We start from the raw sequence: 22,497 nt of genomic DNA on the forward strand, positions 1-22,497 counted from the left end.
AACAACAGATGCCGTCTGAACTGCTTTCAGACGGCATCTGTTTTGTCGTCATTCGGACAAAAGGGCGGGTATTCCGCTTTTGAACAGACAAACCGAAGCATATTGTTGACAATCTTGCCGTCTGAAACTATATTTCAGTGCGTAAAAACGGGCGCCCTGATGTATTTCAGACGGCCTTACCGTGATAGAATAACAAATTAAACCCAATCCCTCAGGAGCTGAAGATGTCTATCAAAGACGCAGTAAAACTGATTGAAGAAAGCGAAGCCCGCTTCGTAGATTTGCGCTTTACCGATACCAAAGGCAAGCAGCACCACTTCACCGTCCCCGCCCGCATCGTCCTCGACGACCCTGAAGAGTGGTTTGAAAACGGTCAGGCGTTTGACGGCTCGTCCATCGGCGGCTGGAAAGGCATTCAGGCATCCGACATGCAGTTGCGTCCCGACCCTGCGACCGCCTTCATCGACCCCTTCTACGACGACACCACCGTCGTCCTCACCTGCGACGTCATCGACCCCGCCGACGGTCAAGGCTACGACCGCGACCCGCGTTCCATCGCCCGCCGTGCCGAAGCCTACCTCAAATCCTCCGGCATCGGCGACACGGCATACTTCGGCCCCGAACCCGAATTCTTCGTCTTCGACGGCGTAGAGTTTGAAACCGATATGCACAAAACCCGTTACGAAATCACGTCCGAAAGCGGCGCATGGGCAAGCGGCCTGCACATGGACGGTCAAAACACCGGCCACCGCCCTACCGTCAAAGGCGGCTACGCCCCCGTCGCCCCGATTGACGCTGGACAAGACCTGCGCTCCGCCATGGTGAACATCTTGGAAGAACTCGGCATCGAAGTCGAAGTCCACCACGCCGAAGTCGGCACCGGCAGCCAAATGGAAATCGGCACACGCTTTGCCACCTTGGTCAAACGCGCCGACCAAACCCAAGACATGAAATACGTCATCCAAAACGTCGCCCACAACTTCGGCAAAACCGCCACCTTCATGCCCAAACCCATCATGGGCGACAACGGCAGCGGTATGCACGTCCACCAATCCATCTGGAAAGACGGTCAAAACCTGTTTGCCGGCGACGGCTATGCCGGCTTGAGCGACACCGCGCTCTACTACATCGGCGGCATCATCAAACACGCCAAAGCCCTGAACGCGATTACCAATCCGTCCACCAACTCCTACAAACGCCTCGTACCGCACTTCGAAGCACCGACCAAACTCGCCTACTCTGCCAAAAACCGTTCCGCGTCCATCCGTATCCCGTCCGTGAACAGCAGCAAGGCACGCCGCATCGAAGCGCGTTTCCCCGATCCGACCGCCAACCCATACTTGGCGTTCGCCGCCCTGCTGATGGCAGGTTTGGACGGCATTCAAAACAAAATCCATCCGGGCGACCCTGCCGATAAAAACCTCTACGACCTGCCGCCGGAAGAAGACGCACTCGTCCCAACCGTCTGCGCCTCTTTGGAAGAGGCCCTCGCCGCGCTTAAAGCCGACCACGAATTCCTGCTGCGCGGCGGCGTGTTCAGCAAAGACTGGATCGACAGCTACATCGCCTTCAAAGAAGAAGACGTACGCCGCATCCGCATGGCGCCGCACCCGTTGGAATTTGAAATGTATTACAGCCTGTAATCCGCATTTCCTGTCGGACTAAACGAAAGGTCGTCTGAAAACCTTGAAACAAGGTTTTCAGACGACCTTTTTTATCGCTCAAAGCAAACCGTCAGAACGTTTTGCTGAATTCGACAAACATTCTGGTTTTGCCGTATTCGTAGTATTTGTCGTTGCTCCATGTTTTGTGGTGGGCAACGGTCAGGCGCGGGGTGATGCCTTTGAAGTGGAAAGCGCGGTGCCACACGGCGAGCGAAATATCCGCTTCTTTATCGCGGCGGTTTTCCTGACCGCTCAAAAGGCTGGGCGTTTGATAACGGCGTTGTGCCGCACTCAGCCGCAACATAGTCGACAGCCCTTTGCCCCATTCCTGCCCCCATGCGGTACGGAGGCTGTAACGGTCGAAGCTGTCCGATTTGTCTTCTTTATTGCGTTCCTGATAGATGTCGAAACCGCCGACCCAGTATTGGCGGGCGTTTCGGTAATAGACGACGGAATTGCTCAACAGGCGGTTGTTGCTGTCGGATTTGGCGCGGCGGGTGTTTTTCAGACGACCCATTTCAACGGCACTCAAGGTTTGCAGCTTAGGCTGCCACCAGCGGTTGATGTGCAGGCGCGCACCGCTGGAGTAGGTATACGGGTCGTTGCCGTAGAAGCGGCGTTCGTGGAACGGGGTCAAGCCGATGTCGTTGCGTTGGTCGGCGTAGCCTGCGCCTACTGAAAAGCGGGTGGTTACGTCGTTATACTTGGTTTGTTCGGGATAAATTTTGCCGTAATTGTCCGCGCCTGCCGTAACGTACCAGCCTTTGGGCAGCGACCATTTTTTCTCTGCGCCGAGTTGGTAGTTGATGGCGGTGGCGTCGATAGGCTCGGGGAAGGTCCAGTTGCCGTATGTGCGGCGGCTGGGGGCTTGGTTGATGTTTTGTTCGCGGGTAACGCTCAAGCCGGCATTGAATTTCCACGAATCGCGCTCGCGCAATGCTTTGCGGTAGGATTCGATGCCTTTGACGAGCGGCTCGGGCAGGTTGGCTTCTGTTTTGAGTTTGTCGAACTGGTCGGCGGCGGCTTCGTTTTGCTTGTCTTCAAACAAAGCGGTGGCAAGCTGCCAGCGGACGACGGGGGCATCGGGGTTTTCGGCGATAAATTGACGGTAATACCCGATGGCTTCTTTCATTTTGCCTTCGTCTTGGGCAACCAATCCGTGCGCGTAGAGTGCCATGTTTTTATCGTGTCCCGGCCATTGTTCGTAAATCGGCAGGACGACTTTGATGCCCGCGATGTTGCGTGAAACAACGGCGGAATACATGGCGCGGGAAAGCAATTGGGGATTGTCGAGCAGGGTTTTGGCATCGACGTTGACGACTTTTTCAGACGACGTTTCGGCAGCAGGCTTGGCCGCTGCTTCTTCGACGGGGGCAGGTTCTGCCGTTTTGACCTGCAACTCGGGGGCAGGCTGGTTTTGAGGCTCGGACGGCACGTCGGCGGCTTCCGCTGCGGACACGGCGAGCAGGGAGAGGAGTAAGAGTGTTTTCATGATTTCGTAAGACGTTTGGGTTGCAATGATGCATGAATCTGCGTTTTTTATTTGAGGCGAAACCATATCGGGCATTTTGGTGCTTTCGGGCATGGTTTTGCTTTATATTGTTTTGAGCGTGGATTTTACCGTGTTTTACAGTAAAACAAAATATTGCGGTGGCAAATAAAACGATACGGCATGATTTGGCTTTGACCTAAACCACAGTAAATGCCCTGCTCTACCGTTTGGTTCTGTTTGTCCAACCAAACAAAAAGGTCGTCTGAAACCTCTTTTCAGACGACCTTTGCGGTATGTGTCGATTTAGCGTTTGTCCAAGTCTAAATCAGCTTTGTATTCGATGCGGCCATGTCCTTTGTTTTCGATGGACACGTCCAATTCTTGTCTGCCGCGTTTGAATTTCAAATCGGCATCGTCGTGTTTGATTTCAGATTCGACCACATGAAAACCTTTGCTGCGCGCGTGGGCGATGACTTTTTTCGCCAAAGACGGAATCGGGTTGCCGCGTGCGGGCAGCTCGGCTTCGTATTCGAATTCGCCGTTACCCTGACGGTCGGCTTTAACCGTATGCGCGCCTGCGGGACGGTAAATTTCGGCAGGAAGCGGGGCGGCGAAGACGGTGGCGGAGAAAAGCGCCAAAATGCCGGTTGCCAATAAAGATTTTGTTTTAGCCATACTGTATCCTTTCGGGGAAGGCATATAAAAACGCCGCCATGTTATCGGCAAGGCAACACCCTATCAAGCAAATAAACCTTGTTTTACGTATGACAGTGTTTTTGCGCGCAGCGTTTACGCGGTTTTGCGATAACCCTGCAAAACCCTGCGCCTTGCCTGTAATAAAAGGTTTTCAGACGACCTTTTGAAACACGGCTTTGGCGCTTTCGGGTAAAATAGCCGCTTTGTTTTTATTCAGGCAGCCTCAACCAAATGTCTTCCTCCCTTTCCAAAAAAACCGCCTACCTGCTGATCGCGCTGACCGGCATCGCGCTTGACCAACTGACTAAATGGGAAATCCTCGCCCACTTCCAAGAAGGCGAGCGACTCAACATCATCCCTTCCTTATTCGACCTGACCCTTGCCTACAACCCCGGCGCGGCGTTCAGTTTCCTTGCCGACCAAGGCGGCTGGCAGAAATTCTTTTTCTTAGGGCTTGCACTCGTCATCAGCGCCTATCTCGCCCGCGCCATCCTGCGCGACGAGTTCCGCCTTTCGGGCAAAATCGGCGCAGCCATGATTATCGGCGGCGCGCTCGGTAACGTTATCGACCGGTTGATTCACGGTCATGTCGTTGATTTCTTACTGTTTTACTGGAAGGATTGGTATTATCCCGCGTTTAATGTTGCCGACAGCTTTATCTGCGTCGGTGCCGTTTTATTGGTTTTGGACGGACTGTTCCACAAAAAACAACCCAAACCGACCGACGAACCAACAACCGACAACCCATAAGGTCGTCTGAAATCCGGACCATACACATGACCCAAAAAACCATCATCCTTGCCAACCCGCGCGGCTTCTGCGCCGGCGTTGACCGCGCCATCAGCATCGTCGAGCGCGCGCTGGAAGAATTCGGCGCACCGGTTTACGTCCGCCACGAAGTCGTCCACAACAAATTCGTCGTGGACAACCTGCGCGAAAAAGGCGCGGTATTCATCGAAGACCTCGCCGACGTACCCAAAGGTGCCATCCTGATTTACTCGGCACACGGCGTCTCCAAAGCCGTGCAGCAGGAAGCCACCGAACGCGGGTTCCGCGTATTCGATGCCACCTGCCCGCTCGTAACCAAAGTCCACAAAGAAGTCGCCCGCCTCGACGCGCAAGATTGCGAAATCATCATGATCGGACACAAAGGCCACGTCGAAGTCGAAGGCACCATGGGACAGCTTCCGCCCGGCAGGATGCTGCTGGTCGAAACCGTTGAAGACGTCGCCGGGCTGCAAGTCAAAAACCCCGACAAACTCGCCTACGTCAGCCAAACCACCCTGTCCGTCGATGAAACCAAAGACATCATCGCCGCGCTGAACGCCCGTTTCCCCAACATCCGCAACCCGCATAAAGAAGACATCTGCTACGCCACGACCAACCGCCAAACCGCCGTCAAAGAATTGGCGGAAGAATGCGACATCGTCATTGTCGTCGGCTCGCCCAACTCTTCCAACAGCAACCGCCTGCGCGAAGTTGCCGCCCAACGCGGCGTCGATGCCTATATGGTCGACAACGCCGGCTACCTGCAACGCGAATGGTTCGAAGGCAAACACAAAGTCGGCGTAACCGCCGGCGCATCCGCCCCTGAAGTTTTGGTCAGGGAAGTCCTGCAAACCATACAGCAATGGGGACACGAAACCATACGCGAAGGCGAAGGCGCGGAAGAAAGCATCGTCTTCGTCCTCCCCAAAGAACTGCGTCGCGAAGGCGAAAACAAACAGATACTCAACAAAGGTTAAACTGTTTATCCCAGCCTGCTCATCTATGCTGCAAAACAAAAAGGTCGTCTGAAATCCGTTTTCAGACGACCTTCTTTATTTTCCGAGCCGAATCAAGGCATCAGCATGCCGCCGTTGACGTGCAGCGTTTGACCGGTGATGTATTTCGCTTGGTCGGAAGCGAGGAACAAGACCGCATCGGCGATGTCCTGCGCTTCGCCGAATTTGCCCAGTGAAGTTTGCGCTTCGAAGGTTTTGCGGGTTTCTTCAGGCAGCGCACGGGTCATGTCGGTGTCGATAAAGCCGGGGGCGACGCAGTTGACGGTAATGCCGCGGCTGCCGACTTCGCGCGCCATGGATTTGGAGAAACCGATCAAGCCTGCTTTTGCCGCGGCATAGTTGGTCTGACCGGCATTGCCCATCACGCCGACGACGGATGTGATGTTGATGATGCGGCCGGCACGCTGCTTCATCATGCCGCGCAAGACGGCTTTGGAGGCGCGGAACACGGATTTGAGGTTGACCTGCATGATGTCATCCCACTCTTCTTCTTTCATGCGCATCAGGAGGTTGTCGCGGGTGATGCCGGCGTTGTTGACCAGAATGTCCAGCTTGCCGAACGCTTTTTCGATGTCGGCAATCAGGTTTTCGATGGTTTCGGGTTCGGCGGAATTCAATGCACGGCCTTCACCGCCCCATTGCGCCAGACGCTCGCTAATTGCTGCCGCGCCGCTTTCGCTGGTTGCCGTGCCGATGACTTTGGCACCTGCCGCCGCCAGCGTGTCGGCAATCGCCGCGCCGATACCGCGCGATGCGCCTGTTACCAAAGCGATTTTGCCGCTTAAATCTTGTGTGCTCATGTTTACTTCCTTGTTTTGGGAATGGAGTCTGTTAATTTCAGACGACCTTATAGCATAAATAGTGTGATGAATCTAATTTTTGAGGTCGTCTGAAAACATCAAAGGCTTTCAGACGACCTCAAAGAGGCTTACTCGGGTAACGTGATTTCTTGATACGGAGGCAGATCCAATATGTATCTCAACCAGTTGTCGAAGCTGTATTTTTGGTAGATTTCGGGTGGCAGCTCGCGATAGGGTTTGTCGAGAAACGCTTCCATGCCGTCAAAGGTTTTGCCGTCCCAAATATAGATATTGTCGGAATGATAAAAATCGTATTTGGCAACTTCGGCATTGGTGGTAATGAGCTTTTTCCGATAGCCGACCGACTCGATTGTCCGAAACGATAAACCCGTATGCACCGCTGCTTTAAAATCCAGCAAAACGCGGCTTTGCATTTCGCGCTTGATGTTGTCCTCGAACGTGAGTGGCTCTGCCGTCGCTTTGATACTGTCGGGATAAACATCGGAATGTTCGTTCAAACTGCCGTCGTTGACATGGAATATCGTGAAATCGATTTTCCAGCCTTTCTTTTCGGCATATTCGTAAAAAGTCGAAATGGCTTTGTCCCTGCCGAGATCGGGAACATGCGAGCCCAGAAAATAAAAATCGTAGCGGTTGCCGGTATCGGTTGGTTGGTCTACTTCAAAATAAAAATTGGCGGCGGGAATGACTTTATCGCGATATTTCCGGTTATCTTCAGGATCGAAGGCATACACTTTGTCGAAAATATCGATGCTCTCCCATATTTTGGGAAATCTGTCCAACCCGTCCCATTGGTAGGCCACCATCAGCTTTTCGGTTTTTCGCTTGACCTGTTCCAGCAGATACTTCGGATAGATTTGTCCGTTTAAAAACAATGCGTAATCAAAATACTCGTATGTTTTTATTTTCTCCATCATTTCTTGATAAATTTTCGTGAAATGCCGAAGCCGGGCTTTTTTCCTCAAAATTTCTTTTTTCTTCTTCTGTTTCAGGACTTTTTTGCACCAGAATGCCCCCAGCCTCATTTTTAAAGACGAATATTTGAAAGGGGGCGCGATATGGTTGTAGCTGATATCGACAACTTGAAATCCTTGTTTTTCTAAATTTTGGATAAGCAATTTATAAATGTCGTTAACTTGGTACATGCCTAATAGGATAATAGGTTTCCGAGACATGGTGTGTGTCCTCCTATTGATTTTAAAATCATCAACTTATTATTGTTATACAGATGAATAAATATCTTGTTGCCCTGTTCAAACTGACCTTTGAAAACAGGATAGGTTTCAGATTCGGGAAACGGCAAGCGGGAGAAGGTACGGCAAACCGTACATTCTCGATGTGAAAGATGTCTTTTAACGGACAAACCGCCTGCGTTTGAACAGCCGGCGTCCGCGCGGCATCGTTTATTGTGAATAGACTTTGAAAGTACCGAAGCACTCAGTGAATATTTTCCCTTTTATTTGTACCGCCTATCCCGCAAATCTGCTTCTCCGCTATATCTGTTGAATGGCATCTCTGTCGATATGCGGCAGCCCGATCGGTATGTTCGGTTCGATATCGAATGCGCAGTTTATCCAATTGCTGAAGCTGTATTTGCGTTTCAATTCCGGCGCGATGGGGACGAACGGTCGGGTCAGGAAGTCTTTGAGTTCGTCGAGATTGCTGCCGTCCCAGTAGAACATATTGTCGGGATGGTAAAAATCGTAATGCACGATGGTCGGATTGGTGGTAATCAGTTTTTTATCCAAACCGATGGCTTCAAAAATCCGCAAAGACAAGCCGTAATGCTTGCGGTTGAGGAAGTCGACCAATACGGAGGATTTGGCAGCTTCTTCTAAATTCTGGCGGTAAGACAATGCGTTGGCAAACGAGAAGAACTGTACTTCGGGGATGCCCAGTGCGGCTTGCTCTTCGGCGATTTTCTTGCTCGCCAGACGGAAGTCGATATCTAAACCGATGGCGCGTGCGGCATCGCAGAATGCGCAGATGTCGCTGTTGCGGTCTTCTGCGTATGATCCGATAAAGAGGATTTTGTTTTCGGTTTTTTCAGACGGCGTGAAGCTGTCGAAATAGAAACTTGTGGTCGGATGCAATACATGGTCGTATTCGGGCAGCTTGTTTTGATCAAACGGATCGAAGAAATAAAATTTGTCGAAAAATTCGATATTTTCAAAATCTTCTTTCAAAAAAGTCAGCGCTTCCCAGTTGTAATAGACCATCAGTTTGGCGTGGTTGCGCAGCTTGGAAATAAACTCTTTCGGATACGCGCCCAGCCAAATCATGAAGCAATAATCTGCCTGCTCGGGATATTGTTCCAACAACGCTTCTAGCCGCTCTTCCACCAAACGGAACATCACCCGTTTCTTGAAATCCATTCGTCCGAGGACGTTGCGATACCAGATTTTCTGCATGCGTTGGAAGATGCTTTTGTATTTGAATTCTTTTTCTTCGTAAGTCAGGGACAGTACGTCGAAGCCGCATTTTTCCAGATTCTCAATAATGAGCTCGTGGATTTTAAACAGCTCCGGCATAGCCAGGATAACGGTTTTCTTTTTCATAATCGTCGTGCGGTAAAGAGGAAGGGTCGTCTGAAAATATAGTGGATTAACTTTAAACCACTATACAATCAGGCAATGATGAAATTCTTAAAACGGCTGCGGCACAAGTTCGCCTTCATTAATTGCCGATACCGAGCATACGGTTGAGCCATTGGGTAAACGAATATTTTTCTTTGATATCCGGACTGACCGGCTGATACGGACGCGCCAAGAAATCAGGCAATTCGTCCAAGCTGCCGCCATCCCATAAAAACACATTGTCAGGATGATAAAGGTCGGTATCCCGTATGCTTTGGTTGGTCGTAATCAGTTTTTTATCGAATCGCAGGGCATCGAAAATGCGGAACGACAAACCGTAATGGTCAAACTGGGCAAAATCGACCACTGCCCCACAGCTTTGTACCTTGCTTAAATTGTTTTCAAAACTCAGGATGCTGCTGCGGTCGAGATATGTGATGCCTTTTGTGCCGAAGGCTTTTTCGGCGCGGTCGTCTTTGCAATAAATATGGAAATCCAAAGGCAGCCCGAGGCGTTCCGCTTCGCTGATGAAATGCTTAGTCTGCCCTTCCCTCCTCAATTCGTAGCCGCCGAGGAAGTAGAGGCCGCCGTTTGACGGCAATTCGGGGACAGGAAAATCGAAGTAGAAATTGGTCGTGGCTTTGAACCCGCACTCCGGATATTGCTTAATATCTTGCGGGTCGAAAACCCAGCATTGGTCAAAATAGTCCAAATATTCCAAGATATCGGGGAATCTTCCGATGCCGTCCCATTGGTAATTGACGCATATTTCACTGTGCACACGAATGGCAGCAATGATTTCTTTGGGATAAATGTTGGCACGGATACACAAGGCGTAATCCGCTTTTTTACCGTTTAACAAACCCAGCTTGCGCGCAATGTCATCCCGATAGCGGCTATATTTCAAAACTTTTTTGTAGTCGCCGTCTTTGGCAACATATTTGTAATATAGGTTTTTCACCCTGCTCGCCATATTGGGATAAAAAGAATCCCTGTCGTCGTAACAAAGGTTGACGACGTCGAACCCCAAAAAACGCAGATTTTTTTCGATGCACTTGTCGAGTTCGTACATATAGGGAACGGCAAGGATGATGGTTTTATTCATGATTCGGGCGGGGTACGGTTAATCTTAGGTACTTCAACTCATTGGATATTGGCTTGGCGGTATAACGCCGTATGGGTTTAAAGTCCATTCGCTGTCATTTTCAGACGACCCTTTGCTGCCATCGAAAGGGTCGCCTGAAAACATCAATCTGCTTGGTTCGACAGTATTTCTTGATATAGGCCTGCCAATTCGTCTTTTTGTTCCGCAAAAGTCCGGATATGGCTTTTTGGCAATTCAATGACAGCGCCGTCGTCCATCGCTTGATAGCGTTCGCAAACTTCGGCAATGGCACGGCTCAACTCTTCCACGCCGCTGTCAAACGGGATGACCGTGCCGTTTTCGCCGTCAATAATGTCTTCGGACACGCCGCCTGCATCCGTGGCGATTACCCAAACATCACGCAACACTGCTTCCCTAACCGTCAAGCCGAAACTTTCTTTCCATTGGGTCGGGAACAGCAAAACATCGATTTCCGAGAAGAAATAGTCGATGGTGTCTTGGCTGTAAGCAGGTTCGATGCGGAAGCGTTCCACGCCGTCGAAATCGCTGTCAAAAAACGAACGTGCGCCGACATTGAGCATATTGTCCACGACAACCAGTTCGGTATTGGGGAAACGGTGTTTCCTGAAGGCTTCTAAAATCAGATGAACGCCTTTGATTTTGGTTTTTCCGCCGACATAGCCGAAGCGGATAACGTCTTTTTTCCGTTTGGATATTTGACCCAAGGGGCGGGTAACACCGTTTTTGTTGACGAGGACGTTCCTGCCCAAGGTTTTTTCATGCAGTTCGGCAAAATATTTGCTGGGCGCAAGCAACATATCGATTTTCGCCAAGGCGCGGGCTATGGTTTTGCTCCGTTCGTCTTCGGTATTCCATTGCTCGCGGAAGACTTCATTTTCGTCAAGCATGAACTGGTTCGGACAAATCCACCATGCATCATGCAGGGTAACGAGGGTTTTGACACCAGCTTCCCGACAAATATCGACCATACCGACGCCCATGCTTTGAATGCAATGGATATGGGCGATGTCGGGCTGTACAAGTTCGATGATGTCTTTGACAGCCGCATCAAAACGCGGGTTTTCGTGGGCGGCTGCATCTTCTGAAGGAACGGCAACGCCAAACACGGTTACTTTGCCGTATTCGTAACGGATGACGCTGTACGGCGGCAGCCAGCTTTTCATCGGCAAAGTCGTTACCGCATATATTTCGTAGGCTTCTTCATCGGCAAGCAGTTTGTTCAGTTGCTCGGCAACAATAGTCGCCCCGCCAAATGATTGCGGATGATAGTAAACATTAAACGATAAGACTTTGGTTTTCCCTTTTGCGGCAGATTCAAAACGGATGGCAGGTGCAAGCTGCGTGCTGCCGATGGCTTGCGGGCTGTATGTTTCCGTGACCGTACGGTATGCCTCCTGCGCCATACTGTCGCGCAACTCGGGATTTTGAATCAGGGTGTCGAACGCTTCATGCCATTGCTGTTCGCTGTCTGCCAGAAAGCCGTTTTCACCATTGACAATCACATCGGCGAAAGCCGCCCTTGGCGAACATACGGACGCCACTTTGGTAATCGATGCTTCAAGGTATTTGATATTGCTCTTGGCATCGTTGAAAACGAAGTTTTCCAAAGGCGCGATGCTGATGTCGCATTCGGACAAATAAGTCAGGTATTCTGTATAGTTGCAAAACGGGATGCGCTCGATTTGGCTTTGTACTTCATCGAAATATTCGGGCAGCTCCAAATAGCCGATGATTCTGAACCTGACATTCGGATTTTCTTTCAATATGTTGGCAAGCGCGGGAGCGGCTTCCAAAAAGTCGATGTTGTGCGTTTTGGTGCCCGAACCGTAAATAATCCGAATCAAGCCATCTTCTTGTTTTTTCAGACGACCCTCGATGCTGTGTGCCGCTGCCAGCGTTTCATCATCCAACGCGTTTTCAACCACATAAACGGTTTCCAAACCTGCTTCCTTCATGGCTTTTGCCAGCCCGGAAGTCGAAGCGATACCTTCGTCGCACGCCAACATGGCTTGCCGGTAAAGTTTCGCGCCGTTGATCACGCCTTCTCTTTCTGCCGGTTCAAGCGAGTTGATGGTGCTGCTGGTTTTCAGGACATCTTCGTCAAAAATCAAATCATCGACATCCCATAATGTTTTGATGTTCAGACGACGGCATTCCGCAATTAAATCCATTACGCTGTCAAAACCGGGAACGCGGTAGAAAATCACCAAACTTGCCAAAGAAATCTGTTTCTTGGCTTCGTTGCTGTCCGTCCATGAAGTCACGGAACAAGGAATACCCAGCTCTTCAAGCATTTCCTGCTTTTGGATGACGCGGTATTTTTTGCATTGCGGAATACTGAGTTCGGCAATGATGGCAACTTTAGGCGCAAGCGTGTCGGCAGCGTGTTTGGTCAGCCGTTGGATAAACGTTTGCGGAATCGGGTCTGCCTGAACACCAAGAACTTCCTGTGCAACAACAGGCGAAGAACCGACCATTTTTAAAAGCTGTTTCACGCTTTTAATCGAATGGGTTTGCTTGTAATGGCGGCGTAAAAACTGATATGCCTTGCCGATACTACCCTTCTCGCGCACCAAAAGACGGAAGCCTTTGCGGTAGCGGTTGGCAGAGCTGATGGCCTGTTCGGTTTTAACGAAAGGCTTGAATACCTTAACCGTCCACAACCCTTTGTATTTTGCCAATCGTTGGCTTTCCTGACGGATGTGCTGCTCCAATAAAGCACGGTTTTCATTGAGTCCGTGTATGGTTTGCTCGAACGATTGTCTGTTTTCATTCAAGGTATGGATGGTGTGTTCGAGCGACTGTTTTTCCTGCTGCAAGGTATCGATTTGTTTTTTCAGCAGTTCGATTTGTTTGTCTTGTTCTTTCGATTGCTCTTCTGCTGCCTGGCTGCGCACCATCAACTGCATCAACATGTCGATTTGCTGTTGTAGAGACTCGGTCTGCTTGGCAGACAGTTCGGTTTGTTGCAGCAGTTTTGCCATTACATGCTGCAATTCTTGGTTTTGATTTTGCATATTGGTATTGTCTTCTCGCAATTGAAGGTTTAGCTCGGATAAAGATTGGATTTGTTGTTCTAGTAAGGATATTTTTTGAATACAGTCGGAATATCCCAAATGATGTTGCATAAACAGCGCGCGGTTTTTCTCGTAGACTTTTTGCCAGTCTTCGCGGTTTAAATCAGGATTTTGCTCCAAGCGGTTAATCAGTGATGACCCGTCACGGCGTTTGCGGTAGCGGAACAACACTTCCGGAATACGGATAACGGTTCCTCCGTTGCTTAAGAGGCGTATCCAAAAATCCCAGTCTTCATGTGTCGTCAGGTTTTCATCAAACCCACCCAAGGCGGCAAAATCTTCGGCGCGGTGCATGGAGACGGATGAAGGAAAACGGTTGCCCATCAACAGGCTTTCCAAACCGTCATAATCCGGCAGATTCCATAAGCCTTCTTGCGCATCGAAATATTCCGCCAACGGATACACCAGCTTGCAGTCGGGATTGTTTTCCAAAACTGTGACGCATTTTTCGATGTAATCCGGCAGGATGAGGTCGTCTGAATCGAGAAACAGGAAGTATTTGCCCCCCGCCAGCCGCGCCGCATGGTTTCGGGCGGCGGCAACGCCTTGATTGTTTTGTACGGCGTAACGTATTGCAGGCTTGTCCGCCAGAAACTCCCTCAAATAATCGGCGTGTTCCAGGTCGGAGCCGTCGTCAACAATGATGATTTCAAAATTCTGATAGCTTTGGTTAAGGACGGACTGGATGGTTTCTACAATGTATTCCTTACAGTTGTAGTAAGGGATCATCACGGAGACGGTGGGGGACTGGGCTTGATGATTCATGCGGATAGTTCCTTTCTGTCTGTTCGGCAGCCTTCCTTGTCTTTCGGCTCGGTGTTTTCAGACGACCTCTTAGGCAAATCGTCCTTCAACTGACCGACAGGTCGTCTGAAAATCAACCTGCTGCCTGTTTCGGCATATTGCGCAACATGGAGTAATAGCCATTTTGAGCCATCAGCTCACTGTGTGTGCCTTGTTCGACAATATGGCCTTCATCCATAACGATGATACGGTCGGCTTGTTCGACGGTGGTCAGGCGGTGGGCGACGATGATGCTGGTGCGGTTTTCCATCAGGCGTTCGAGGGCTTGTTGGACGAGGCGTTCGGATTCATTGTCCAGCGCGCTGGTGGCTTCGTCCAAAAGCAGGATGGGGGCATCTTTCAAAATGGCGCGTGCAATGGCGACGCGTTGACGCTGACCGCCGGAGAGCTGATTGCCGTTTGCGCCTATCGGTTGGTTCAAGCCGTATGGCGAACTTTCAACCAAGTCTTTCAAATTCGCGGCTTTGAGGGCTGCCAATACTTCTTCTTCAGTGGCATCGGGACGGCTGTAACGGACGTTTTCCAAAAGAGTGTCGTCAAACAGGAAAACATCTTGGGAAACAAGGGCGAATTGGGAACGCAGGTTGTCGAGTTTGATGTCTTCGATGTTGGCATCATCCAAATAAATCGCGCCCGAGCTTGGTTCGACAAAACGCGGAAGCAGATTGACGACGGTGGATTTGCCACTGCCTGAGCGACCGACCAAAGCAACGCGTTCACCTTGGCGGATGTCAAGATTGAAGCCGTCCAAGGCTTTTTTACCGTCTTCGTGGTAGCGGACATCGACGTTTTCGAATTTCAGACGACCTGAAACGTTTTTCAGATGTTTGGTACCCTTGTCTTGTTCAGGCTCGGTATCTAGGAATTGGCAAACCGCATCCGAAGCGATAAACATGGTCTGCATGGGGATGCTGATGTTCGCCAAGTTTTTGATCGGACCGAGCATTTGCAACATGGCAACGATAAATGCCATAAATTCGCCGATGGTGGTATAGCCTTGCTGACTCTGCCAAAGGGCGATAAAGATGACGACAGCCAAAGCAAACGACGCAATCAACTCGCTGAACGGAGAACGCGCCGCGCTGGCTTGTGTGATTTTTTTACCGAGACGGACAATGGTGTCATTGACTTCGGCAAAGCGTTCGGACGCTTTCTTCTGACCGCCGAAGAGTTTGACCACGCGGTGTCCTTGGTGGACTTCGTTAACGACGTTATTGAGCGTACCGATACTTTGCTGCGCACTGGCAATGATATCTTTCAGACGGTTGCGGTAATAACGGGACAGTAAAGACAGCAACGGGAACATCAGGGCGACAATCAGGCTGAGCTGCCAGTTCAAATACAGCAGGACGCAGACCAAACCGATGACAATCATGGTATCGCGGGTCAAAACGATAAAGACATTACTGGCGTTGCTGATGGATGATTCCGCCATTTGCACCATGTTCATCAAAACTGTGCCGGAAGGGGTTTCCTGATGGAATTTGGAAGAGAGTTGCAGCATTTTGGCAAACATATCGCGGCGCAGATGACTGATTGCCATAACGGAAACCCAAGTCAAGAGATATGTGCTGACGAAGCGGCTGATGCCTCGAATGATGACCAAAAAGATAAAAAATACCGGCACGACCCAGACTTTATAGGGCGTACCCCAAATCAGGTAGGTAAATTGGTCTTTCCAGTTTTGCAGCGTGGCGACGATGCCGCCTGCGGTATTGAGTTCGGGCGGAGCGGAAGGCGGGGCGAAGCCTTGGTTGACCAAGGGGGCAATAAAGGCGGCAAGATAGCTTTCGGTGGCGGCGACGCCGAAGATAGCAATTAATGCAAAAATGATGCGGACTTTATAAGGACGGATGTAAGCCATCAAGCGCATGAAACTGCGCGAATCTTCTTGGGTAAACAGGCCGAAGGTCAGTTTTTCTATCATTGGCTCGGTGTTCCGGATTAATGCAGATTGAATATTTTATTAATCTGTCGGATTGGTAAAGCCTATGATTATATCGCAACGAAGTTACCGATGCGACGAAATTGCTGTTTTTAAATGAATAACGATTTTTATTTCTGTAAAGTTTTTTCAGACGACCTTAAATGTTCAAAATAAATTGATAGTGGATTGGAATAAGAAACACCCTCCTGCTGCCAGTCCCTTCCCTATCCAAACACAACCAACAGACATTAAAAAACGACCTTTCATTAAGAAAGGTCGTCTGAAACAGACAAGGCGGCAAGTTTAATGCGCTTCGATAAAGGCAGCGACTTGTTCGGAATTGGTCAAAGCGCTGCACACGGCTTCTTTGTTGATGCGTTTTGCCAAACCTGCCAACACTTTGCCCGGTCCGCATTCGGCGGATTCGGTAATGCCTTCTGCAACGAGTGCGTTGACGGTTTCCGTCCAGCGTACAGGGCTGTAAAGCTGGCGGACGAGTGCATCTTTGATTTTCTCTGCATCATCGTAAGCGGCAACATCGGCATTATGGATGACGCGGATTTGCGGTTGTTTGATTTCGACGGTTTTGAGCGCTTCGGCAAGTTTTTCCGCAGCAGGCTTCATCAGGCTGCAGTGCGAAGGAACGGATACAGGCAGCGGCAGCGCGCGTTTGGCTCCCGCTTCTTTGGCTGCATTCATGGCGCGCTCTACGGCGGCGGCATTGCCCGCAATCACGACTTGTCCGGGCGAATTGAAGTTGACGGCTTCGACCACTTCGCCTTGCGCGGCTTCTGCACAAATGGCTTTAACCTGTTCATCTTCCAAGCCGAGGATCGCCGCCATCGCACCTACGCCTTGCGGTACGGCAGACTGCATCAGTTCGGCGCGCAGGCGGACGAGTTTGACTGCATCCGCAAAATCCAATGCACCGGCGGCAACAAGTGCGGTGTATTCGCCGAGGCTGTGGCCGGCAACGACGGCAGGCGTTTTGCCGCCCGCTTCAAGATAGGCACGGTAAACGGCAACGCCTGCGGCCAGCATGATGGGCTGCGTATTCACGGTCTGTCCGATGAGTTCGGCATCCGTACCGTTAATCATCGCCCACAAATCTTGACCCAAGACGGCAGAAGCTTCGTCGAAGGTGTTTTTTACGACCGATTGTCCTGCGAAGCCGTCCATCATATTGAGGCTTTGCGAACCCTGACCGGGGAAGAAAAATGCAAAAGACATGATATTCCTTTGTTTCAGTTTAGTTTTTCAGAAAATTCGTCAGAGGATTATCGGCGTAATGTATCAGCAGGGCATAGGTAATGGCAACATTTATTGCCACTGTCAGCCAGAAAATCTGAACAAAAGGAACTTTCTTGGTTTTGTGGCGGAACGCGGCGCGCGCAACCAATGCGCCGGGCCAGCCGCCCAGCAGGCTGAATGCGTGCAGTTTGTTTTCTGGGATACGGTTTTGGTATTCGTTTTTACGTCTGATTTTGCGCGCGGACTCCATCGCCGTCTGCTTGTCCTGTTGATAGAGGATGAAGGCGGTGATACTGATAAGGACGTAAATGAAAAACAGTTTATTGGAAAGTACGGCGACAACGGTCAGGAAAACGACGGCGATAACGCTGTTGATCAGGAGTGCCTGCATATCGATATTGAGCCTGTTGTAGTCGGGTGGCAATTCGTCAAACAGGAATGCTTCGTCGCCCAACCGGACAACCTTGACGGCTTGTTGGCGGTTGCCTTCTATCGGGCGGTTACAGTAGAAACTGACGCGCTGTCCTGTTTGCGGACGGCAGGTATTGTAATGGTACGCACTGATGTGGAAGAAAATATTTTGGGATTCGTCGCCGAAACGGATAAAGCCGTAGCCTTTGGCATCGTCCCATGTGGTAATCGTACCGCTCATGACCTGATTGGGCGGCAACAGATTCTTTTGAGCGGATTTCGGAGCGGGATAGCGGGTTTCGGCAACCAACGGCTGCTCGATTTTGACTTCAACTTTAGGACCGTGCTCCGGACGGAAAAAGTGTACGGTTTGACCTTGCGCTTTTTGGGCGGGCGCAGCGTGTATCGATTCAGGCTCGGGTTCGGACTCAGGCGTACTGCGGATAACGGCATTGACCAGCAGCCATTGTCCGTTGGGATGGCGGCGGAGCGTGCCTTCAAGGCGGTCACCCGCCCTAGGCGTACGGGTTTGGTCGGCAAGAAACTGTCCCAACACAAAGACCGGCTGCCCTTCATTTGAAACGTCCATTCCATAACCACCATTCTTCGACCAATCCCAGTCGGTCAGCGTAATGACCGCGCTGTCATTGTTTTTATAACCCGGATTGACGCGCTCGACATCCCTTGCGACGGCGCGGTTGTTTTCCGTTTCTATTTGAAAGCTGACACGGTGTCCGGTTTCAGGTTCTTGATAATCGGGGTGGAGGGATTGGCGGTTGGCAAAGATGCGTTGCGAAGATTCGTCGCAAATAATGGAGCCGCGGCTCATTTCCCCGAACCAATGGGCTATTGTCCCGTAATGTTTATTATGGTTCATTTTATTTTTATATTAAGGAAAAAATGTATTGGATAATCAGTTTTGAAATTATACCAATTTATCATAATTTATGCATAATTTAACCATAATGAATAAAAGGTCGTCTGAAACGGTGTCGGTTTGAAGCAACGACACATTTTCAGACGACCTATTTTCAATGCTCGACAGAGACAACGCCCTTCCCCCTCTGCCTAACATATAGTGGATTAAATTTAAATCAGGACAAGGCGACGAAGCCGCAGACAGTACAGATAGTACGGAACCGATTCACTTGGTGCTTCAGCACCTTAGAGAATCGTTCTCTTTGAGCTAAGGCAAAGCAACGCCGTACCGGTTTAAAGTTAATCCACTATACTTTTCAACTACCACCCTGAATCTTCTACACTATAAACAACTAACCCGGCCCTCAAAATACAAATCCCGGCTTTCCTATCAAAAAGGTCGTCTGAAACCGCACCAACGCAGTTTCAGACGACCTTTTAAGTTTCAAACAAACAAAAAATCAGTATTTCACCAATACCGCGCCCCACGCGAAGCCTCCGCCTATGCCTTCGAGCAGCAGGTTTTGTCCGCGCTTGATTTGACCGTTTTGAATACCGACATCGAGCGCGAGCGGGATGGACGCGGCGGATGTGTTGCCGTGTTCCTGTACGGTCAGGATGACTTTTTCCATGTCCAGACCCAAGTGTTTGGCGGTGGAGTCGATGATGCGTTTATTGGCTTGGTGCGGCACGAGCCAGTCGATTTGATCGGGGGTATAACCTGCTTCGCTGATGACTTCGTCGGCGATTTTTGCGAGCATTTTGACTGCGAATTTGAACACGCCCGGCCCATCCATCGTAATGTAGGGCGAGCCGCAAACTTGTCCGTTGGCGATTTGACCGGGTACGTTGAGCAGGTCGAGGTAGTTGCCGTCGGCTTTGAGTTTGCTGTGGATGATGCCCGCTTCGTCAGACGCGCCCAACACGACTGCGCCTGCGCCGTCGCCGAACAAAACGCAGGTTGTGCGGTCGTTCCAATCCACGATGCGGCTGAACGTTTCCGCGCCGATGACCAAAGCCTTTTTCGCCATGCCGCTTTTGATGTAGGCGTTGGCAGTGGACAGGGCGTACATAAAGCCCGCGCAGACCGCCTGTACGTCAAATGCGGGGCAACCGTTTGCTATACCGAGCTTTTGTTGGACGATGGTCGCGGTGGACGGGAACTGCATATCGGGGGTGGCGGTCGCCACGATAATCAAATCGATTTCATCGGCAGTGACACCGGCAGCAACCAGCGCGCGGCGCGATGCTTCGGCGGCGAGGTCGCTGGTTTTTTCGCCTTCGTCTGCAATATGGCGGAACTTGATGCCGGTACGGGTGGTAATCCACTCGTCGGACGTATCGACTTTTTTCGCCAAATCGTCGTTGCTGACGCGGTTGGCGGGAAGATAGCTGCCGGTACCTAAAATTTTGGCGTATTGCATGTGAAGGCCTTTGAGCGTTGATTCGGATAATCGGCTATTGTAAGCGAAAACGGATGAATTGCCCAACGCCGCGAGGGCGTAAAACAGGTAAAGCGGGCAATGGCTTGAAAAACAAATATAGTGGATTAACTTTAAACCAGTACGGCGTTGCCTCGCCTTAGCTCAAAGAGAACGATTCTCTAAGGTGCTGAAGCACCAAGTGAATCGGTTCCGTACTATCTGTACTGTCTGCGGCTTCGTCGCCTTGTCCTGATTTAAATTTAATCCACTATATAAGCCCATGATTTTAATGAAACTGACTTTTCAAACCATCTAGGGATTTACGCTTCCCATCCCGTTTTCAGACGACCTCGGTTACACAAAATCCCCCCAAAGCGTCTGCATCGCCGCAATCGCCGCCAGCGAAGCGGTTTCCGTCCGCAGAATCCTCTTGCCCAGCGTTACCGACTGGAATCCTGCCTCAAACGCCAACTGCTCCTCCTCGTCCGTCCAGCCGCCTTCCGGCCCCACCATAAAAATCAGGTCGTCTGAAAACGGCTTGACGGCACGCAAACTCTGGGCGCGGTTCAAACTCATCAACAGCTTGGTCGTTTCAGACGACATCTGTTTCAAAGCCTCGCGGTAAGGCAGCAGCGGGCGTACCTCCGGCACAATATTCCTGCCACTTTGTTCGCAGGCAGACACCACAATTTCCTGCCAACGCGCCACCCGTTTGTCCGCCCGCTCGCCGCTCAGGCGCACGACGCAGCGTTCGCTGATCACCGGCTGAATTGCTATCACGCCCAGCTCCACGCTTTTCTGCAAAGTAAAATCCATACGTTCGCCGCTCGATACCGACTGCACCAGCGTGATTTTCAGCGGCGACTCATTGTCCGTCTCCTCCTCGCGCAACACTTCCGCACAGGCGCGGCGTTTCTCCAAAACATCCAAACGCGCGGGATATGCCTTGCCATTGCCGTTAAACAAAACGACCTGTTCCCCGCAGCGCACGCGCAAAACATTCAAATGACGCACAACATTATCAGGCAGTTCAACGACTTGCCCCGCATATAAAGCATCAGGCAGATAAAATCTGGACATGGTTCTTCAAGTGAAAACGGATATAATAACGCGATTATACGATTTCGCACCCCAACCGCAAAAACAAGGACAAAAAGTGTTACACCGATTGCAAAAAGTCGTCCGGCACATCGCGCAAACCGAAGTCATGCCGCGCTTCCTGAATACCCCGTCGCACCGCAAAGAAGACGGCTCCATGCTCAGCGAAGCCGACCTTGCCGCCCAAACCGCCTTCGCCGCCGCCCTGCCCTTGTTGATCGACAGCCCCATGCTCGGCGAAGAAATGAGCGTGCAGGAACAAACCACCCTTTGGAAACTGCACGCGCATACCGACGGGCTGTGGGTCGTCGACCCCATAGACGGCACCAACAACTTCGTCAACGGACTGCCCCATTTCGCCGTTTCCGTCGCCTTCGTCAAAAACGGCCGCGCCGAACTCGGCATCATCTATAACCCCGTCAGCGGCGAATGCTTCTACGCCGAACGCGGCAAAGGCGCATACCTCAACGGCACACCACTGCCCCTGCGCACCGTCGACAAAAAACTCAGCGAAGCCATCGCAGGCGTCGAAATCAAATACCTGCGTTCCGGCAAACTCACCAGCCGCATGAGCACGCTCGCCCCCTTCGGCACCATCCGCAGCATGGGCAGCAGCACGCTCGACTGGTGCTACCTCGCCAGCGGACGCTACGACGTTTACGTCCACGGTGGGCAAAAACTGTGGGACTACGCCGCCGGTGCGCTGATTTTCGAAGAAGCAGGCGGCAACCTGTCCACTTTGGAAGGCGACGACTTCTGGAGCGGCGAACATGTTTTCAAACGCTCCGTCATCGCCGCCCTGCAACCCGCCCTGTTCGAGCGTTGGGAAAAATGGATACGGGAGAACCAATAAACCCGTTTTAACAAATACAGTGGCAGATTGAACAAAACAAAGATAGAAATTATGAAAAGGTTTTTCAGACGACCTTTTTGACATCAATCGACCCATTTTGAAGCAATCAAACTGATGAGCAGACCTTCCGTTATTTTCATTGATGTGGACGACACCCTTGTCAGAAGCGTAGGCAGTACGCGCATTCCCATGCCCGAAGTCATCCGCCAAGTCCGCCGCCTGCATGAAAACGGATATATGCTTTACCTCTGGAGCAGCGGAGGAGCCGACTACGCCCGTCGCAGCGCAGAAGAATTGGGCATATCGGAATGTTTCCAAGCAGTTTTACCCAAACCAAACGCCTATATTGACGATCAAGCGGTACATGAATGGCGGTTCTGCACCCACTTCCTTCCTACCAACAGCGGGCAAATCGACGGATAGCGGCAATAGTGGCATTTTGCCCGATGGGATTAAAATGCCATTGCTACGCATCTTGGTATGTCCCGTATACAAAAAGGTCGTCTGAAAATAGTTTTTCAGACGACCTTCTAAAATGGTTGTTGTAAAAATATGACATATGAAATTTAAAATAC

17 protein-coding genes are annotated in these 22,497 nt (G+C 50.8%); 5 read left to right on the top strand and 12 right to left on the bottom strand.

Annotated elements, in window-relative coordinates:
- Positions 1–224: 224 nt before the first annotated feature.
- Complete coding sequence (glnA, locus tag MON40_RS11230) at positions 225–1,643, top strand: type I glutamate--ammonia ligase (protein ID WP_003776419.1); 1,419 nt, start codon at positions 225–227, stop codon at positions 1,641–1,643.
- A gap of 91 nt (positions 1,644–1,734) precedes the next feature.
- Here glnA and MON40_RS11235 read toward each other — a convergent pair whose 3' ends face one another.
- Positions 1,735–3,156, bottom strand: coding sequence for a surface lipoprotein assembly modifier (locus MON40_RS11235; protein WP_174263540.1), 1,422 nt, complete (start codon positions 3,154–3,156; stop codon positions 1,735–1,737).
- A gap of 303 nt (positions 3,157–3,459) precedes the next feature.
- Entirely contained in the window at positions 3,460–3,831 is a 372-nt protein-coding gene (locus MON40_RS11240; protein WP_003776415.1) for a hypothetical protein, read from the bottom strand.
- A gap of 252 nt (positions 3,832–4,083) precedes the next feature.
- Between MON40_RS11240 and lspA the strand changes: the two genes are divergently transcribed.
- A complete protein-coding gene (lspA, locus tag MON40_RS11245; protein WP_003776413.1) occupies positions 4,084–4,602 on the top strand; it encodes a signal peptidase II in 519 nt (172 codons plus the stop codon).
- Between the two features lie 26 nt (positions 4,603–4,628).
- Complete coding sequence (gene ispH / locus MON40_RS11250) at positions 4,629–5,597, top strand: 4-hydroxy-3-methylbut-2-enyl diphosphate reductase (RefSeq protein ID WP_003776410.1); 969 nt, start codon at positions 4,629–4,631, stop codon at positions 5,595–5,597.
- 92 nt (positions 5,598–5,689) lie between these two features.
- On the opposite strand, the gene fabG is transcribed toward ispH, so the two are convergent.
- The 10 genes from fabG to MON40_RS11305 all read right to left on the bottom strand — a co-directional run bounded on the left by fabG (position 5,690) and on the right by MON40_RS11305 (position 21,051).
- Complete coding sequence (fabG, locus tag MON40_RS11255; RefSeq protein WP_003776407.1) at positions 5,690–6,436, bottom strand: 3-oxoacyl-ACP reductase FabG; 747 nt, start codon at positions 6,434–6,436, stop codon at positions 5,690–5,692.
- Between the two features lie 128 nt (positions 6,437–6,564).
- Positions 6,565–7,632 (bottom strand): WaaS/CpsH family glycosyltransferase, encoded by a 1,068-nt coding sequence (locus MON40_RS11260; protein ID WP_003776405.1) that lies wholly within the window; start codon positions 7,630–7,632, stop codon positions 6,565–6,567.
- A 318-nt stretch (positions 7,633–7,950) separates the two neighbouring features.
- Entirely contained in the window at positions 7,951–9,015 is a 1,065-nt protein-coding gene (locus MON40_RS11265; protein ID WP_003776403.1) for a WaaS/CpsH family glycosyltransferase, read from the bottom strand.
- A gap of 118 nt (positions 9,016–9,133) precedes the next feature.
- Positions 9,134–10,138: a WaaS/CpsH family glycosyltransferase gene (locus MON40_RS11270; protein WP_003776401.1), complete on the bottom strand. Its 1,005-nt coding sequence runs from the start codon at positions 10,136–10,138 to the stop codon at positions 9,134–9,136.
- A 143-nt stretch (positions 10,139–10,281) separates the two neighbouring features.
- A complete protein-coding gene (locus MON40_RS11275) occupies positions 10,282–14,001 on the bottom strand; it encodes a glycosyltransferase (protein WP_003776397.1) in 3,720 nt (1,239 codons plus the stop codon).
- Between the two features lie 112 nt (positions 14,002–14,113).
- Entirely contained in the window at positions 14,114–15,967 is a 1,854-nt protein-coding gene (msbA, locus tag MON40_RS11280; protein ID WP_003776392.1) for a lipid A export permease/ATP-binding protein MsbA, read from the bottom strand.
- Positions 15,968–16,270: 303 nt separating this feature from the next.
- Complete coding sequence (gene fabD / locus MON40_RS11285; protein ID WP_003776389.1) at positions 16,271–17,197, bottom strand: ACP S-malonyltransferase; 927 nt, start codon at positions 17,195–17,197, stop codon at positions 16,271–16,273.
- A gap of 19 nt (positions 17,198–17,216) precedes the next feature.
- Positions 17,217–18,506, bottom strand: a complete 1,290-nt coding sequence (locus MON40_RS11290) for a DUF1294 domain-containing protein (RefSeq protein WP_003776387.1) — start codon at positions 18,504–18,506, stop codon at positions 17,217–17,219.
- Between the two features lie 502 nt (positions 18,507–19,008).
- On the bottom strand, positions 19,009–19,971 hold the full coding sequence (locus MON40_RS11300) for a beta-ketoacyl-ACP synthase III (RefSeq protein WP_003776383.1): 963 nt from the start codon (positions 19,969–19,971) through the stop codon (positions 19,009–19,011).
- A 354-nt stretch (positions 19,972–20,325) separates the two neighbouring features.
- Positions 20,326–21,051 (bottom strand): 16S rRNA (uracil(1498)-N(3))-methyltransferase, encoded by a 726-nt coding sequence (locus MON40_RS11305; RefSeq protein WP_003776382.1) that lies wholly within the window; start codon positions 21,049–21,051, stop codon positions 20,326–20,328.
- A gap of 76 nt (positions 21,052–21,127) precedes the next feature.
- On the opposite strand from MON40_RS11305, the gene MON40_RS11310 reads away from it, so the two are divergent.
- A complete protein-coding gene (locus MON40_RS11310) occupies positions 21,128–21,922 on the top strand; it encodes an inositol monophosphatase family protein (protein ID WP_036492236.1) in 795 nt (264 codons plus the stop codon).
- A gap of 114 nt (positions 21,923–22,036) precedes the next feature.
- Positions 22,037–22,345, top strand: a complete 309-nt coding sequence (locus tag MON40_RS11315) for a DUF705 domain-containing protein (protein ID WP_003776379.1) — start codon at positions 22,037–22,039, stop codon at positions 22,343–22,345.
- Positions 22,346–22,497 lie beyond the last annotated feature (152 nt).

The organism is Neisseria macacae ATCC 33926 (assembly GCF_022749495.1).
Lineage (GTDB): Bacteria > Pseudomonadota > Gammaproteobacteria > Burkholderiales > Neisseriaceae > Neisseria > Neisseria macacae.

Bases quoted from the DNA above. Each gene is read 5' to 3' on its own strand.
- glnA (WP_003776419.1), top strand. From the start codon at position 225: ATGTCTATCAAAGACGCAGTAAAACTGATTGAAGAAAGCGAAGCCCGC.
- MON40_RS11235 (WP_174263540.1), bottom strand. From the start codon at position 3,156: ATGAAAACACTCTTACTCCTCTCCCTGCTCGCCGTGTCCGCAGCGGAA.
- MON40_RS11240 (WP_003776415.1), bottom strand. From the start codon at position 3,831: ATGGCTAAAACAAAATCTTTATTGGCAACCGGCATTTTGGCGCTTTTC.
- lspA (WP_003776413.1), top strand. From the start codon at position 4,084: ATGTCTTCCTCCCTTTCCAAAAAAACCGCCTACCTGCTGATCGCGCTG.
- ispH (WP_003776410.1), top strand. From the start codon at position 4,629: ATGACCCAAAAAACCATCATCCTTGCCAACCCGCGCGGCTTCTGCGCC.
- fabG (WP_003776407.1), bottom strand. From the start codon at position 6,436: ATGAGCACACAAGATTTAAGCGGCAAAATCGCTTTGGTAACAGGCGCA.
- MON40_RS11260 (WP_003776405.1), bottom strand. From the start codon at position 7,632: ATGTCTCGGAAACCTATTATCCTATTAGGCATGTACCAAGTTAACGAC.
- MON40_RS11265 (WP_003776403.1), bottom strand. From the start codon at position 9,015: ATGAAAAAGAAAACCGTTATCCTGGCTATGCCGGAGCTGTTTAAAATC.
- MON40_RS11270 (WP_003776401.1), bottom strand. From the start codon at position 10,138: ATGAATAAAACCATCATCCTTGCCGTTCCCTATATGTACGAACTCGAC.
- MON40_RS11275 (WP_003776397.1), bottom strand. From the start codon at position 14,001: ATGAATCATCAAGCCCAGTCCCCCACCGTCTCCGTGATGATCCCTTAC.
- msbA (WP_003776392.1), bottom strand. From the start codon at position 15,967: ATGATAGAAAAACTGACCTTCGGCCTGTTTACCCAAGAAGATTCGCGC.
- fabD (WP_003776389.1), bottom strand. From the start codon at position 17,197: ATGTCTTTTGCATTTTTCTTCCCCGGTCAGGGTTCGCAAAGCCTCAAT.
- MON40_RS11290 (WP_003776387.1), bottom strand. From the start codon at position 18,506: ATGAACCATAATAAACATTACGGGACAATAGCCCATTGGTTCGGGGAA.
- MON40_RS11300 (WP_003776383.1), bottom strand. From the start codon at position 19,971: ATGCAATACGCCAAAATTTTAGGTACCGGCAGCTATCTTCCCGCCAAC.
- MON40_RS11305 (WP_003776382.1), bottom strand. From the start codon at position 21,051: ATGTCCAGATTTTATCTGCCTGATGCTTTATATGCGGGGCAAGTCGTT.
- MON40_RS11315 (WP_003776379.1), top strand. From the start codon at position 22,037: ATGAGCAGACCTTCCGTTATTTTCATTGATGTGGACGACACCCTTGTC.